The organism is Micromonospora inaquosa (assembly GCF_003857055.1).
Classification (GTDB): Bacteria; Actinomycetota; Actinomycetes; order Mycobacteriales; family Micromonosporaceae; genus Micromonospora; species Micromonospora inaquosa.
The window spans coordinates 15,028-31,194 of the sequence record NZ_QGSZ01000150.1 but is presented as its reverse complement, the minus strand read 5'-3'; the positions used below and the strand labels follow the sequence as shown (position 1 = coordinate 31,194).

Here is a 16,167-nt window from a genome sequence, read left to right as displayed (position 1 = left end):
TGCTCGGCCTCACCCGCCTGCGCCTGCAAAACGCAACCCACCGTGACGAACAAGGCGCCCACCACGACACCTGACCTCTGCAAGATCAGCCGTACTCACCTCTGCACTCCAACGAGTACCCCGACAACAGGAAACACTTGGTCATCACGCCGGCCAGGCGGACCCAGACATCACCGAAATCGACCTCGGCCTCTGCCCCTGGAAGATGTGTCTGCAACACGAACGCGGTCTCCAATCCACGACCTGCTTCGGCTGCGATCTGAGGCCGCCGCAGGGCCACGTAGTCACGAACCGTCGAGTAGGACAGGTCGACAACGCCGTGTTCGTCGACCAGCCGGGCCAGGACCCGCCGGGCCGTATGACGCTGCTTGCGAGGAGCGTCGAGGTCGGCTTGCAGCATCGCGTCGATCAACCTCTTCAACGGATCGAGCCGCGCCGAGCGTCGCACCGGCGTCTTGCGGGGCAACGGATCCGCGTTGTCCAAGGCCTGGCGAACGGTGCGTCGATGCACTCCATGCCGTTCGGCTAACGCCCTGATCGACAAGCTGTCGACCCGCCGGTCACGGCGAATCGCCTCGAACAACTCCACCTTGGACGACCCCAACGGGCCTCCTCGGCAGGTGTCGCGACGATCTTCCCATCCCCAACAAAAGGTGGGGCCACATCAAGCCGTCACAACCATCCGCCCGAACACCAGGTGGGGCCAGATCAAGCCGTCAGGGTGGGGCCGAACGAACCTGTCACAGCCAACCTCGCCCAGCTCATGGAGGGCTAGGCAGATCCGATGTTGGGGCCATGTAGTTGAGAGGCTGGGGTGCCTTCCCGTTCGACCACCACCAGCACTCGGTACCCCTGGGTTCAAGCAGGAGCCATATCCCGTACTTATACGGGCTCATGCCCAGGGGAAGGCTGACGTCGGCCGTCCTTGCCTGCCCCTCTGGAGCACGGTCGCCATGTAGGCGCAGGTACTTGCCGTAGGCGATTGCCGTGGTGACATGACCGGTGAGGACCGAGAGCTTGGCGAAGTCGTGGAGTCGTCCATCCGCTCGCCTGTCGGTCTTGACTTCGATCGCAAGCACGTTGCCCGTCGGTCCCAGGTCTCGTCGACGATGAAAGATCAGGTCCGGGACGATCTTCTTGTCCGGCATTCCGCGGGCAGTCAGTCGCTTCGTCGCTTGGCCGGCCCGCTCGTAGTCTTGGTCGATCACTAGGCCACTACTCGACAGGGCAGCAAGGTGCCTGTCGAGGTAGACCATCAGACGGCCGACCACCGCGCGTTCAGTCGTCCCAAGCAGATCCATGTCGCGGGCATATAGCTCATCCAGCGAAGCCTGAACGGCATCCCAGAGTTGGCCGAACGATGGGAGTGTGTGGGCGACATCATCGGTCAGTACGTCGGCAATCGGGCTGTCTTTCTGGACGAGCCCGCGGAGTGTCCGTTCTGCACGCGCCATACCTACATCTTGGCGCTAGACGTCACCCTCCGAGACCAGCAGCTGGGAGAAGGCATCCAGGGAGGTGAGCACGAGACGGCCTGCGGCGGCTGCTGGTCGGGCGCAATGGGGGTAGTTTACCCTCGCGGCGGCCCCACCGACACGAACCCCATTGCCCGCGCGTAGGTTCGTCGCGACGGGCCGGCGCACGCTGCCTTCTGATGACGAAACGTCCCGACGGTGGGGGAGCAGGGCGACGCTGGGTCCCCGCGTTGTCCTGTCGTCCTATCCCGTTCCCCCGACCCTCCCCGCCTGCCGTTGACGACCAGTGACAAGCAGCGACTACTGCTTGATTTGTGTCCGTGCAGATCGGTTTCAATTTCCGGTTATCAATGACATGGTCGGGATGGTTGCGGACGGTAACATGAGTTTTTGACAAGCAATGACAAGCCCTGAACGAGACTCGAAACGAGGTTCTTCTGGGTTCAAGTCTCCTCGTTCCCACGCAGACCGCCCGGGCAACTTCTGGAAACCTTACTGAGCGCTTCCTCAAGATCCGCGTAGCGTCGTCGTCAAGCTTTCGACGAGATGTTGTTCAGCGACCGGGGTCATGTTGTTCAATGCGCTCGTTGAGAGTTCGATCCGGTTGCCGTCCGGCGCTGTAATTACCACCCGTGCGCGGCGTGGGCGGGCTCGGATCCACGACACGAGCGCCCGGGCGAACGGGGAAACCGACGCGGAAGCAAACGCGACCGCGATCGTGTCAGAGAGCGAGCCCATGGCGCCCGGGTCGAGTGCCGGCTCGGTGAGGCGCAGTGTGCCACGCAGCGCCGGCTCCTCCTCAATCCACTTTGCAAGTGACCGAACCTCGCCAGAATCTCCGCCAAGCACCGTTAGCGCGACCTCCGTCTCCACGGGCGAAGTGCCGTACTGGGCCGGGTCGCCCGGTGGCCACAACGCAGCTAGCTCAGCGAGAATGCTCCGGCTTCGTGGATGGTCGGCGCCGAGGACAAGTTCGGAGACCTCCAGCGCCTGCTGGTATAGCTCCCGCGCCCCGGCCACATCGCCGAGCTCACGTCGCACTCCGGCTAGGTTGGTCATTGACACCAGGGTGCTCGGATGCTTTCGCCCGAGAAGACGCCGCGACTCCGCCACCACCTGTTCGTACATGCGCCGGGCCACGGTGAGGTCGCCAGTGCTCCGGAAGATACCCGCGAGGTTGTGCATCGACGCCAACGTGTTTGGATGATCCGGCCCGTATAGCCGGGTGCGGACCGCGAGCGTCTGCTCGTAAAGACGCTGTGCGCCGTCGAGGTTGCCGAGGTCCTGCAGCACGCCGGCGAGGTTGTTCATTGAAGAAAGCGTCGTGGGATGTTCCGGGCCGAGCACCCGGCCTGCACGTTCGTAGGTTTCTCGGTGCAGGCGCTCGGCGGCCTCGAGATCGCCCTGGTTCTGCAGTACGACCGCGAGGTTATTCATCGAGGCGAGAGTCTGTCTGTGATCATCACCGAGGAGCCGCCGACGTCGGTTCAGCACCTCGCGGTAAATGTGCACCGCCTCTACGCTCAGCGAGCGCAGCTGCCCGTCGTCCTCGTCGATGAGCCGTCGAGGCGTTCGCTCGTACTTTGCCCGTAGTGCGTCGCCGAGGTTGGACAAGGCCGTCAGATATTCCGGCTGATCAGGTCGGAGACGGCCCACTGCGGTCCGCAGCACCGCCATTGCCCGATCGACGTCCTCTTCGTGATCCGACTCGTTAAAGCGGAGTAGCAGTGCGGTGCCGAGGTTCGTCAATGCTGCGATGTCATGGTTGGTCTCCGTCAGCTGCTCGACGGCAGCGCCGAGCACCTGGATCGCCTGCTTCAGATCGTGGGCGTGGCCAGCAAGCTCGTAACGGCGAAGGTGGACGGCGCCCAGATTCGTCAACGCTGGCACCCGCCGCCGGTCGCCCTCCGGTAGTCCGTCGACTGCGGCCCTCAAAGCCCGAGCTGCCTCCTCGACGTCATCGGCGTGCCCGGCAAGCTCGTAACGCCGCAGCAGCGCGGCGCCCAGATTCGTGAAGGCGGCGTTCCACTCAGGCGCTCCGGGTGGTAGGTGCACCAACGTGTTACGGAGCATGGTAATGATCTTGTCGAGGTCCTCGCCGCGCCCTGTGCGGCTGAAGTCATCCCACGCTTTCTGGGCCTCGCGGAAAGGCACTCGCCGCGGGTAGTTTTCTTCGCTACTCATCCGGCTGCTCCTCGCGCAGTTCCCTGATCCATGACAGCGCGACGTCCGGTGTGGTGATGAAGTCGACCGTACGAGAGTCGGGGTTCCATCGCACCACCACGTTCTCCCCGTTCACCGGCTCGGTGGAATCGGGGGACGGCGGGGCCACCGCGCCATCGCCGGTGACGGTGATGGCGGGACGTTGGCCGAAGGTCTCGACGAGGTGCCGTTTCAGGGTGGGAAACGTCAGGTTGTCGGCCTGCGCTGCGTGCAGGATTGAGGAATGGTCTCCCGGTAGGGTTTCGGCCTCCGGGAAGACGCTCTGCGCGGAGGCGCGGGTGACGATCCGGTCGCTGCGCCCGGCGTAGACCCGGAAGGGAATGCGGCACTCCCGGGCGGACACCGTGTCGGTGTAGACGACCTGCCGCAGCACCGTGCGGCGCGCGTCGGTCACGTCCGAGCTGAGGACCTGCAGGTCGCGGGCCTGAGCGTGGCGGCCGAAGCCGGCCATCTTCCGAATGGACCGGCTGAACTCCGAGCCCTCGTTGGGGCAGGCGAGCATCAGGACGAGCTTGACCGACGCGAGTTCCTGCCCATATCCCTCATTCAGCATCCAGGCGAGGAACCGCTGCAGGATGAGGCCGCCCTGGCTGTGCGTGACGATTGCGGTGTCGCGTCCGGACACAGTCGCAGCGAGGTAGCTCCGCAAGGACTGCGCCACGTCGTTGTAGTCAGGAATCCGGGTGGCAGCGAATGGCATCGGCAGCTTCGGCGACTCGTACCGGAACCGATGGACGCGCAGGCCCCGCAGATCCAGGTCGGCCTGCACCCGCTCGGCCACCTGGTCCCAGGTGGCGGGCGACGACCAGAAACCGTGGATGAGCACCAGGTCCGCGTCGATCAATGACGTCTCCGTAGCACGCAGTTGGATGCCCGTTCACGCAACGTGCCGGAATACTACCGGCTCGGGAAGTTGGCAGGGTGAGGGGCAGGTCGCGAGCCGGGGACCTACGCGGCCATTGAGGGCTCCGCCTCGGGACCGGCCGATGAGTCCGCCATATTGCACACCAGGAAACCGGCCAGACTGCGGATCTGCGAGCCGGTCCCCCTGCTCCGGACCGGACCCCGGCGGCTGGCGGTCGCCGTATCGTGTTCCCCGAGGATCGTGGTCGATGTCCGCCGGTGGGCGGCGTCTTTCATCGCGATGGCGCCGTCGCCGAGTGCGGGCCCGTTCTTGACCGGCGGGACGGTTCCGTAGCCTTCGAGGCGGGGAAGGTGGACCAGGAGCGTGTATCGGCTGGTGCGCTCAACGACGGTGCCGATGGCGGAGCGGTCAGTCCGATCATGAGGTCGCCATCCCAGTGGACGGGGACTGCTCAGTCCTCGACCTCGGCGGGTCGCTCGCTCAACAAGACATCGCCCGTGATGCCCTTGCGCCTGTTCCGCGAACGTTCACGGGGCTTGCGCAGCCCCGGCCGGTGCGCCGGCATGCCAGCAGCTTCACGCTCGATCGCGCCGCGTCCTTGGATGTAGAGCGCCTGGTAGATCGCTCGTGGCTGATGCGCATGTCCTCATCCTCGGGAAAGCCGACGACTAGCCGTCGACTAATCTGCCCCGGGCCCCAGGCCGTCGCCCAGTGGTGGTCTGCGCGGTGCGGCTTGTTCTGCCCTTTCCAGGGTCTCGCCAGCTCGTGCACATCTCTGACGGATTTGCGCGGCCTCACTGTTCTGGCCTAGACAATCCAATATGTCGGCGGAGGTCAGGCATGCCGCGATAAGATGGGCGGCAAAAATCCGTGGCAGCTGCGCAGCTAGGTCCTGATAGATGGTTATGGACTGGGTCACGGCAGCTAGGGCCGCCGGAAGTTTCGTCTTCATTTCGTTGCAAATCCGGGCGTATTCCATCAACGACGAGGCTAGGCCAGGCAGGTGGGCAGCTGAGCTTGTCTCTGATAGCTGTCGATAAACGGCTACCGCCTCTGCGGCCGTAGCCATTGCCTCCTCCCAACGATCTACCGCCGCCAGGCGGCTTGAGAGGTTAGTTAGCGCCCCGGCGAGGTCGGGCAAATAGGCCGTCGGGTTCGCTGTGGCTAGCTGTCGGTCGATTGTGACGGCTTCTTGGGTTGATGCTAGTGCCTCTTCCCGGAGACCTAGCTCTGCCAGAACGGTGCCGATGTTGTTCAGCGCAACGGCGAGTTTGGGCTGGTAAATGGCCGGGTCCACCATCGCCAACTCTCGGCGGATCGTTACGGCCTCTTGAGTCGGGGTCAGTGCCTCTTCCCGGAGACCTAGCTCTATCAGGCGACCACCAAGGTTGTTTAATGCCATGGCGAGTTCAGGTATGTAGTTCGGGTTCGCGGCGGCTAGTTGTCGGTGGATCTTCACGGATTCTTCGGCCGTGGCTAGCGCCTCTTCCCGGCGGCCCACCTCCGCCAGGCCGACGCCGAGGTTGTTCAACGCTACGGCGAGGTCGGGTAGGTAGGCCCGGTTCGTCATAGCTGGCCGTCGGTGGATAGCGACTGCTTGTCTGGCCATGGCGAGTGCCTCTTCCCGGCGGCCCAGCCCTGACAGGGAGTTGCCGAGATTGCTCAACGCCATGGCGAAGTCCCGTAGGTGGGTGGAATTGGCGTTGGTGGGTTTCCGGTAAATTTCTACGGCTTCTTCGGCTTTAGCCAGTGCTTCTTCCCAGCGGCCTGATTCCGCGAGACTGGCGGCGTGGTTGTTCAGTGCCATGGCGAGGTTGGTTAGGTAGGCCTCGGTCGAATCGGCTAGTTGTCGGTAAATTGTTGCGGATTCCTGGGCTGCGGACAGTGCCTCCTCTTGGCGGCCCACGTCCGCCAGACGGTTGCCAAGGTTGTCTAACGCCATGGCGAGTTCGGGTATGTAATCCGAGTTGGCATCGGTTAGTTGTCGGTAAATTGCTACGGTGTTTTCGGCCGGTTTCAGTGCTTCCTTCCAGCGTCCAGCCCTTGCCAGCGCTGACGAAAGAATGCTTTGGGTGAGTGCCCGATGTTCGGGTGGGGCCGCTGTGGGGGTGAGGCTCACGACATGCTCGGCGAGTGCGGCAGCAGCCGGGTAAAGGTCAACCCGGTCGTCGGGCAATTGACGGCCGATGTCCGCTGCCAGACCTAGATCCAGGTAAGGCGTGATGGCCACCAGCGCGGCACCGTCAGCGTTCATCGCCAGGGCAGGGTCGGCCTGAAGCAGGATGCGTAGCCGTTCAGCGGTGTGGTCAGAGTGAGCTGCGGATGCCGCGAGGAAGATCAACGCCCGGCTTATTTGCTCGGGTGGCCTCGGAGGCTCTCGGGTAAACAGTTGTCCGGGCTGATGGCGTATCTGGCCACCGTCGTTCCGAGCGCTGGTGATCAGGTTCGCAGCCCAGAGGTCGGCGTGGCCTGTCGGTTGCGGGCCGGGCAGGGTCAGGGCGATGAAGTCCTCAGCGAGTCGGTCGGGATACAGCGGTTCCAGGACGATGCCGCCAGTGCTCGGTGGGTAGCAGCGGGCGTGCGCGTCGAGTAGCTTTTGCGCGCTGGTGTCGGCTGCCTGCGGCAAGCCGGTGTGTTCTAGTAGCGCCACGCCGTCAGCCACCGTCTGCGGCCCGGCGAGCGCAGCGATGAACACGGTGCGCGCGGCCGTTGTGACGCCCTGCTCGCCGTGCAGCTTGCTCCAGTAGCGGCGTTCTCGGTCCAGCAGGTAGCGCGACAGATCCGCCGAGTTCCGCGGCGGATCCTCGCCGCTGGCGTACGAATGCACCGCAGCCAGGGCCGCCATATGCAGGGACAACGTCAGCGCGTAGATCGGGTCGCTGAACTGCCCGGCGGGCGTCAGCACCGGCAGATCACTCACCTGGTAGATCTCGGCGAAGCGGCGGCAGGCTGCGTCGAACAGTGTCCGGCGGTCAATCTGATCCTCGGCTAGCGGCTGTAGGAGGCGCGGCGGCCAACGCTCATGGTCGACGCTGATGTCGAGGTTGTCGCACTCGACAGCGGTGGCTGGCCACCAGCCGATCGAACGGCCGAGCAGCAGGACCCGCAACTGGCCGGCGTGGATCGCGTGATAGCGCAGCAGCGCGTGCAGGTCGGACTGCGGCCAGCGCTCCGCGTAGTCCACGATCAGCAATAGCGGCTGGTCGCCGGCTGACACGGGATCACCACCGACGGGCGAGTCATCGTGATGGCGGGCGTACCCGACCGTCCACCCCTGCGCGGCGGCTTCCTCCCCGGCGCGCGCGGCCAGCCGGGTCTTACCCTGACCGCCAGGCGCATGGATAACCCAAGCCCTGCGCTGCTGCGGCCCGTCGCACCAGGTCTGGATGTTGGCCAGCTCCGCCGACCTGCCGGTGAACGGAATCGCCTGCCGTCGGGCGATGAGCAGCGTGCTCGGCTGCTCCCGCAGGGCGATGAGATCATCCAGCGGCATCGGCCGTTGAGCAGGTCCGGTCTCGACGATAAACGCCGAACCGTTCACCCCATAGAAGTGTTGATCCCGGCCAGCGACGTAGGCGTCGCGCTCCGCGAAGACCCCTGGACGGCTTCGCCGAGGAGCCGAGGTCACTGTGACTCACGTCCGCCGCCGAAGTGCTGGTCCCTGCCTGCGACGTACGCATCTCGGCCGGCCTGCACCTGCTGACGCATTCCGTCGCCGGTACCCTGGCGGCTAGCGTCTGAACCTTTGCCCGCCGGACCGGCTTCGGTCGTGTCGCGCCGAGCCAGCAGGGTCATGTACACCGTCATCGGCAACCCAAGCAGGGCGACGACCGCTCCAACCACGCCGCCCCACTTGTCAGCGTCATCGAGCCGAGTCACGCCGAAGAACACTCCGGCTCCGACCAACGCGATCGCCGTTAACAGCCCCACCCACACCAGGACCCTCTTACCACCAGTCACCGCACCATCATGGACTCTGATCGCGCCGTCAGCTTCAATCGAGTGGCTCAGCAACTCGGCCTTGTAGGTCAAGACCCTGTAGCTTCGACCTCAGCTGGCGATCGCGTAGAACAATCCGGCGAGGCGGGGGCTGTCTCGCTAAAGGTGTTTCCGGCGATCTTGGTTAGTAGGTTTCAGCGGCTGGGAAGCGGTCGCTGAAGGTGATGGCGAAGGCGTTCAGGGCGGGTTTCCAGCGCATCGTCCATCGGGTTCTGCCTGCTCCAGTGGGGTCCAGGGATCGGGTCACCAGGTACAGACACTTCAACGCGGCCTGCTCGTTGGGGAAGTGGCCGCGGGCTTTCACGGCCCGCCGGTAGCGGGCGTTCAACGACTCGATCGCGTTGGTCGAGCAGATCACCTTGCGGATCTCCACGTCGTAGTCGAGGAACGGGATGAACTCCGCCCAGGCGTTGTCCCACAGGCGGATCACCGCCGGATACCGCCCGCCCCACTTCTCCGCCAAGTCGTCGAACGCCGCCCTGGCCGCCTGGGCGTTCACCGCGGTGTAGATCGGCTTGATGTCGTGCTTGATCTCGTCCCAGTACCGCCGTGAGGTGAGCCGGAACGTGTTGCGGATCAGGTGGATGATGCAGGTCTGCACCACCGTGCGGGGCCACACGTTCGTGACGACCTCGGGGAGGCCTTTGAGGCCGTCGCAGACGAGGAAGAACACGTCTTTCACGCCGCGGTTACGCAGGTCGGTCAGCACGCTCATCCAGAACTTCGCGCCTTCACCACCCGTGCCGGCCCACAGGCCGAGGATGTCCTTGTCCCCGTCGAGGGTGACTCCGATCGCGGCGTAGAACGGCCGGTTCGCGACCTGCCCATCGCGGACCTTGACCACGATCGCGTCGATGAACACCGCCGCGTAGATCTCATCCAGGGGCCGGTGCGACCAGTCGGTCATCTCCTCGATCACCTTGTCGGTGATCCGGGAAATGGTCTCCTTGCTGACCGAGGCGCCATAGATCTCGGCGAAGTGCGCGCTGATCTCCCCGGTCGTCAAACCCTTGGCATACAACGACAACACGACCTCGTCGACCCCCGACAACCGGCGCTGCCGCTTCTTGACGATCTGCGGCTCGAACGTGCCCGCCCGGTCCCGCGGCACATCGATCTGCACCGGCCCGGTGCTATCGGTCAGCACCGTCTTCGCCCTGGTGCCGTTGCGGATATTGCCCGAGCCGGCGCCGTCGGGTTCGTGTTTGGCATAGCCGAGGTGATCGGTCATCTCCTCGTTCAACGCGGTCTCTAGGACCGTCTTGGTCAACTGCCTGAGCAGCCCCTCCGGCCCCGTCAGCGACAAGCCCTGTTCCTTGGCCGCCCGGACCAGCTCGACGGCGGCCTTCGCCTCAGCCGACGGCTCGGCCCGCTTCTTACGTCCAGCCTGATCGTTCTGTGTCGCGGTCATCACGGCACCCTCCTCACCAGGCACAACGCCCGGCGGGTCAGGCCGGAAACACCCTTAGATCCACAGTCCCGATCCGGAGTGCAGATCAGGCGGGGGCATCGTGCCGTCGAGACAGTTCGCCAGCTGATTGAGCGCCCGGAAGTAATCGGCGCATGCAGCCAGCTCCCAGCCGGGCCGACGTCGAGGCGAGGCTCGAGCATCGTTGATCAAATCCAGTGCGACGAGCAAACCGTCACGCAGCGACGGGCTCTGCCACCAATGGTCTCCGCCCACGGCACCGAGTATCCCGACGCCGACACTTCCGTCAACCCGCAACCAACCCCGGATTCACCCAACCTCTGACCACGTGCCCAGTTCGGGCCGCTACGCACCTTCGTGATCGCCGGTTCGAACTACCCGAACCACACTGCGCTGAGCCGCAAACCGCAGGCCTACCGACCTGCCTCCACCGTTCCGAGCCCGGACTGACCCCACTGACCGTGCCCGAGGTCAAACGGCTCCTCGCCGAGGCCCTCCACCATCCAACTACAAGGCGAACTGCCTCCCGTCGGGTTCGGAACGGCCGCCGGTGGTTGCGGTCGACCTCGGGCGAGCCAAATGAAGGTGAGCATGTTCGCCGCGGCGGAGCCGGCCATCGCGAAGCCGAAATGGGGTGCGGGTTTGGCCGCGCGCACCACGAACCGGATCACGCTGTCCAGGTGTCTGACGTTGAGCCATTCTGTGACGTAACGCCGTAGCTGGTCGGTAGCCGCCGGATCCATACGCCTGCACCTGCAGCAGAGATCGGCCGGACCGTAGCATTACGGACCGGCCGGCCGCCGTGTCGATCCCGCCGACGCGGAGGAACGCGTGTCGATGCCGCGTCCTGTGTGTAGGCGGAATTATGTGGATGCTCCAGTGTGCGATGCTTCTATCGTGATCAAGAAAGCGCCGCATGAGTTCTTCTACAGCGAGTTCACGTCGTTCGTGCGCCGCTTTAACCAGGAGGCCATGCTCGTCGCGGTCACTCAGCGGGCCCTGAGCCTCCCGAGGAACTTCGGCATCGACAACCGGGGTGACAGTGCGCTCCGCGCGACGCCGCCGTGGGCGCTGGCTGCCGTGGCGAAGGCGGCCATCGTGCATGGCAACGCCCATCGGCGGGCCGTCCCCCGCGAGCGTGACCTGGTCACGGCCCGCCACATGCATAACACTCTCGTCGCCCCCGAACTCGATGTGCCGGCGCTCAACTCGGCGTTCGCCATCCTGGCGCGGCTTGCCTTCGAGCAGTTCCCGTACTACGAGCGCGGCCTGCCGGAGCTTGCCCGGCCGGTCGCGTTCTTCGACGACCACTCCGGCCGCAAGTCCCTTGAGGTCATCTCAAAGGAGTCGATGCGCGAACTGGTGGGCGCGGACATGGTCACCGCCGCCGGCATCGTGTTGATGCTCGCCACCGGCGCGGAGATCAACGACGGGTACTTTAATCCGGGGTGGCTGGATCAGATCAACTTCGCTGAGTTGCTTGCCGAGTTGCCGCGCGAGGAGATCCTGGCTGTCGTCAACTCCCTATTCGCCTGGGACATGGACCAGTTCCGGCGCGAGGACGCCGAAGCGTCGGTCAGGACGCCTCTGCCGCACCTGGACCGCTATGCATTTAACCCGCTCACCTCCCGCCCGTTCGTGCGGCTGTCGGACGGACGGCTAATCGCGCCCATACCGCAGCTCATCCCGCGGCGGCTCACGCCGCTAGAGCTGTACTACGCCGGGATCAAGCGGTGGGGGACGGCGTTCACCAGAGACCTCGGCGAGCTGCTTGAGGACTATGTCGGCCGGCAGTTCCAGACCCTGCCCGACGCCACCGTCCACTCGGAGGTCGTGTACATGCAAAAGAGGCAGGAGCTCAAGAGCATCGACTGGTTCGTCGTGTTCGACGATCTCGTCGTGCTCATCGAGGCGAAGGCGACCCGCTCGCCGCTCGCCGCCCGCGCAGCCGACGTCAGCGCCCGCAAGGCATACACCCAGACGTTGGGCGACGCGTTCAAGCAGCTCGGCCGCACCCTCGGCATACTTAACAAAAACGCGCCGGAGTTCGCGCACATTCCGAAGGACCGGCCCGTCATCGGCATCGTGGCCACCCTCGATCCGTGGTACATCGCCAACAGCCTCGCCCGGGATTTCCTGCCTACCGCCAGCCTGCCGACCCTCGTCGCCTCTGTCGGTGACCTCGAGAAGCTTGTCGCCATCGGGCAACGCAGGTCCGTGTCCGAGATCCTCACACACATCACCCAGGCCGGGGACGAGCGCCAGACCTGGGACCTCGGCGCGGCCATTCACGAGTTCGGTGAGCCGACCGACCGCAACCCCCTGCTTCAGCAGGCGTTCGCTCGCCTCCCGTTCGGCCACACCCAACCGGATCAAGCGGCCTGACTTGATCTTTAACCTCTGAGGTTCCTGTGGGGACCCCGACTCAGTCGGGTGAGCCGTGGTCCACAGGTCGCGGTCAGCGTGTCGTCGACGCTCACGAGCTGGTCGACCGGCGCGGGAGCGCAATGGACAGCAACGGACCGAGGGGTGGAGAGGATCCGCCGAGCGCGACGAGACTCGACAGCTTGATCCGCAGTGGGCCTGATTCGTCAGGTTCGGTCGGGGCCGTGGACCTGCACCTGGTCGTTGTGCGTCTCAGCGAGAGCGTCGGCAGCGCTCACTGGATCCTCTGCTCTGCCCTGGAGTCTGTTGAGCTCGCGGCGTGTGGCCACCGTCTCGAAGTGGTGCGGGCCGAGAATGCGCAGCATGTCCTGGAGCAGCTGCCCGAGATCACGAACGGCCTTAGCCGTGTCTCCGGATAGCCCTTGCCAACAGGCAAGTTCACGGCGAGTGACCAGGGTGTCGGGATGTCCGGGTCCGAGGATACGGATCTGGTGGCGAAGGAGCTCGGCGAGAGCGACGGCGGCGCCCGCATGATCCCCGGCCGTACCTCGGCAGCAGGCGATGTTGAGCCGGCTGGCGAGGGTGTGCGGGTGGTCCGGTCCGAGAATCCGCGTCCGGTCGCTGAGTACCTCGGCGAGGGCGCTCGCCGCGCCAGCTGGATCTCCGGCCCGGCCTTGGAAGTAGGCAAGGTGGTCACGGGTGGCCAACGTGTCGGGATGGTCTGGGCCGAGAACGCGCCGCACATCTGGTAACAGCTCGGTGAAACCGTCGATGGCGCCGTCAGCGTCCCCGCCTAGACCTCGGAATCGGGCATGGTTACTGCGGGCGATCAATGTCTGGGGATGGTCAGGGCCGAGGACCCGCACGAAGTCGGTGAGCAGCTCGGCGAAGGCTCGAGTGGCGCCGACGGTGTCTCCGGCCTGACCGCGCTGGTAGGCGAGGTTGTTGCGGGTGGTCAGAGTCTGCGAGTGGTCGGCCCCGAGAAGCCGCACGTGGTCGGCGAGCAGCTCACCGAAGGCGGCTGCTGCCCCGATCGCGTCTCCGGCGGCGCCCCGCCAAACAGCGAGGTTGTTGCGGGTTACAAGGGTGAGCGGATCGTCAGGCCCGAGCAATCGGAGCTGGTCGGATAGCAGTGCGGCGTATGCCGTGGCAGCGCCGGCTGCGTCCCCTGCCCGGCCAGACCAGCGGGCAACCTCGTGACGAGTTGCCAGGGTGTCGGTGTGATCGGCGCCGAGACGATCGCGGGCGATCTGGTGCAGGCAGCGAAAGTAGTCCGCGGCGGCAGCGACAAGCCCCGTGCCGCCGAGACTGACGCCGGCCCTGATGAGCACAGGATGGATGCGGGAGGTGTGAAGTGTACTGCCCGTGTGGTGCTGAAGAGCCGTGGCATTGGCGCGCAGCAGGGCGGTTGCGTCGCTCTCGCGTTCCGAATCGGGCCAGATCTGAAGCAGCGCGTCTGCTGCGGCGATGCCGGCCAAGCGGGTGCGGTCTGCGTCGAGGTGGTCGCGGCCGGCGCGTTGCACTAGTGCGTGCATCCGGATCACGCCGGTATCGACGTCAAGCGCAATGAGATGGTAGCGGTGCAGGCGCTGTAGCGACCGTCTGACCTGGTTTGGCGTCACGGTCTCGGTGCAAGCAGCGGCCCAGGTCAGGTGGGAAAGGGCTGCGGTGCTGGTGAACAAACCTACGGGGATGGCGTGGGGATCGAGGAGCGCGGCTAGGTGCAGGATCGGTGTGGCAAGTCCGGCCGGCTCCAAACGGTCGACGGCATCGATGGACAACGACCATGTCGCATCGAGCTGCAAGGCCTGCTCGTCTGGAAGCACTGTGGGGTCAGGCAAAAGCGCACGTAGCCGGATGTGTCGGTCGGCGAACTGGTGCCGGTAGCTGTCGCAGCTGACTCGCCGTTCCCGGATGTAGGCGGCGGCCTGCGCCAGCGCGATTGGCACGTAGCCGAGGTCAGCCGCCAGTTCGGCGGCACCCTCGCGGCAAGCAGGATCAACGACAGCGCTGTGCAGATACGCGACCGCCTCGGCCGGCTCGAACAGCCCGACCGGGATGACCTTTCGGGTGTCACTGCCCCAAGCGTCCTTATGGACCCGGCTGGTAACCAACGTATCGCCGGTCGCGGACATCGGCGGCCACCAACCGATCGCGTCGGCTGGGTTGTCAAGGTTGTCCAGCACGATCATCCAACGTCGATCGGTGTGCGCCAACCACGCTAACAACCGAGTGGCCCCATCGGTCGGGGCGACACCAACGTCGGCGAGGCCGAGGACGCTTGCGGCTTCGGCGTATTGGGCCACGATTGCATCTTCACTCGCCGCCGTTACCCACACCAGCAGATGCAACCGCCGGCGCTCAATCAGATGGCGAACGAGTTGGGCGGCCAGCTGCGTCTTACCCACTCCGCCCATGCCGGCCAGGATCTGCGCACCCATCACAGCAGAGTTCGGTTTCGCCATCGCCCGCAGGTCGAAGCGCAGGCTGCGATCCTGCAGCCAGGACGCCGCCGGGGGCACCCGTCCCACCTGTACTAGCTTCTCGAAGGTTGGTTGCGGCCGGGCAGCCGGTCGACCCGCACGCAACGCCAAGACGGCGGCTGCCGTGCTGACCACGCCCAGCACCGCGCTGATGATCCCGGCCACCCATCCGGCCTGTTCCACCGCCACCCAGCCGGGCCGATACCCCGGCCAGCCCACAGCGAGCCACCACACGACCAGGGTCAGCAGTACTACGACGGCCGGTAGCGCACACCAGCCCCGCCGCCTCTGACGCGCCCGTCGAAGATCGAAACCACGAGCCACTTCACCATCATGCCTGTTGATGCGATGGATTCGGGCCAACGCCTGACCACCGCCATGCTGGCTGACCGGTGCCTCCTCACCGAGGCCATGACCTTGCGTCGACGGGCTTGCCGCATATTCGTGGCGGCGCCGCCTGAAGACTGACCCCGTGGTTCCGGTTGAATCTTGAACCCTTCCGGAAGTATCGGGAGGTGCTGAGCGTGGAGGACTGGGCGGAGATCCGCCGATTGCGGCGTGTGCGGCGGTGGACCCGCGCCCGTACCGCGCGAATGCTTGATCAGGAAGTTATCCATAAGGGTCGCCTTCTTTGCATGTCGAACATGGGCCTTGGGCCACCGGCGACCTCGACGGCCAGACTGGGCAGGCCGGCGAGGTCGCCGTCCGGACTGCTGGCGACGGCTGTGTTCAGGTGGCGCCGGCTCGGTCCGCAGGCCACCGACCCGCTCACGCCATATCGAGCTCGACGTTGGCGCGGAGGAGAGGGGTCTGTCAGGCGTCGCCGTACCCGACGAGCCCGGTCTCGTTGTCGCGGACGGGCAACCGATACCTGCAGGGCTTCGTGCTTGTGCCGGTAAGGCGCGCATGCCTGCTCGCCGTCCCATGACCCTTCGGCGGACCACGCCGGCGTCGGGGTGGCCGCGGTCTCGGCAGGCATCACGACCTCGCCGGGACCAGGTCGTAGCACCTCACCGACCAGCCTGAGCAGGTGCGGCGCAGGGTGCACTAGACCGTGGTGTGCTCGGTCGCTCCCCGGTTCCCCGTTCCCGCTGATGCCGGCGGGTTGACGGGTGCCCGCTGTGCGCTGGTACGTTCCGACGCTGCTGTCCAGCGGGTTGGTGGATATCGACGTGCGCCGACTGCTCGACCGTCAGTTGGGCGCGATGGCTGGCGACGCCCTGTTGGCCCCCGTTTACCCCCCGAAAACCCCGCCTGTGGTTGACAACCAGTGACAAGTAGCGATCATCGCCTGATCGTGTCCGTGCA

9 protein-coding genes and 2 pseudogenes are annotated in these 16,167 nt (G+C 65.4%); 1 reads left to right on the top strand and 10 read right to left on the bottom strand.

What is annotated here, in order from left to right; all coding sequences use genetic code 11:
* Positions 1-121: 121 nt before the first annotated feature.
* The 9 genes and pseudogenes from DLJ59_RS06860 to DLJ59_RS06820 form a co-directional block, all read right to left on the bottom strand.
* Positions 122-604: pseudogene (locus DLJ59_RS06860) on the bottom strand (IS21 family transposase); the annotation flags it as partial.
* A gap of 157 nt (positions 605-761) precedes the next feature.
* Positions 762-1,454, bottom strand: a complete 693-nt coding sequence (locus tag DLJ59_RS06855; protein ID WP_124771663.1) for a hypothetical protein — start codon at positions 1,452-1,454, stop codon at positions 762-764.
* 528 nt (positions 1,455-1,982) lie between these two features.
* Positions 1,983-3,659 carry an effector-associated constant component EACC1 gene (locus tag DLJ59_RS06850; RefSeq protein WP_124771662.1) on the bottom strand — a complete coding sequence of 559 codons (1,677 nt, stop codon included), beginning with the start codon at positions 3,657-3,659 and terminating at the stop codon, positions 1,983-1,985.
* Positions 3,652-4,524: an esterase/lipase family protein gene (locus tag DLJ59_RS06845; protein WP_279635729.1), complete on the bottom strand. Its 873-nt coding sequence runs from the start codon at positions 4,522-4,524 to the stop codon at positions 3,652-3,654. The genes DLJ59_RS06850 and DLJ59_RS06845 overlap by 8 nt, the downstream gene beginning before the upstream one ends.
* 302 nt (positions 4,525-4,826) lie before the next feature.
* A pseudogene (locus DLJ59_RS37245) lies at positions 4,827-5,313 on the bottom strand (transposase); the annotation flags it as partial.
* Positions 5,243-6,505 carry a tetratricopeptide repeat protein gene (locus DLJ59_RS37240; RefSeq protein WP_341869568.1) on the bottom strand — a complete coding sequence of 421 codons (1,263 nt, stop codon included), beginning with the start codon at positions 6,503-6,505 and terminating at the stop codon, positions 5,243-5,245. The gene DLJ59_RS37240 and the pseudogene DLJ59_RS37245, both read right to left, overlap by 71 nt.
* Before the next feature lie 1,682 nt (positions 6,506-8,187).
* Positions 8,188-8,595 carry a hypothetical protein gene (locus DLJ59_RS06830; RefSeq protein ID WP_124771659.1) on the bottom strand — a complete coding sequence of 136 codons (408 nt, stop codon included), beginning with the start codon at positions 8,593-8,595 and terminating at the stop codon, positions 8,188-8,190.
* 91 nt (positions 8,596-8,686) lie between these two features.
* Complete coding sequence (locus DLJ59_RS06825) at positions 8,687-9,973, bottom strand: IS256 family transposase (RefSeq protein ID WP_124771658.1); 1,287 nt, start codon at positions 9,971-9,973, stop codon at positions 8,687-8,689.
* A 431-nt stretch (positions 9,974-10,404) separates the two neighbouring features.
* Positions 10,405-10,734 carry a hypothetical protein gene (locus DLJ59_RS06820; RefSeq protein WP_124771657.1) on the bottom strand — a complete coding sequence of 110 codons (330 nt, stop codon included), beginning with the start codon at positions 10,732-10,734 and terminating at the stop codon, positions 10,405-10,407.
* A gap of 154 nt (positions 10,735-10,888) precedes the next feature.
* On the opposite strand from DLJ59_RS06820, the gene DLJ59_RS06815 reads away from it, so the two are divergent.
* A complete protein-coding gene (locus DLJ59_RS06815; RefSeq protein ID WP_124771656.1) occupies positions 10,889-12,376 on the top strand; it encodes a hypothetical protein in 1,488 nt (495 codons plus the stop codon).
* 206 nt (positions 12,377-12,582) lie between these two features.
* Here the strand turns inward: DLJ59_RS06815 and fxsT are convergent, their stop codons facing one another.
* Positions 12,583-15,048 (bottom strand): FxSxx-COOH system tetratricopeptide repeat protein, encoded by a 2,466-nt coding sequence (gene fxsT / locus DLJ59_RS06810; RefSeq protein ID WP_208648573.1) that lies wholly within the window; start codon positions 15,046-15,048, stop codon positions 12,583-12,585.
* Positions 15,049-16,167: the final 1,119 nt, after the last annotated feature.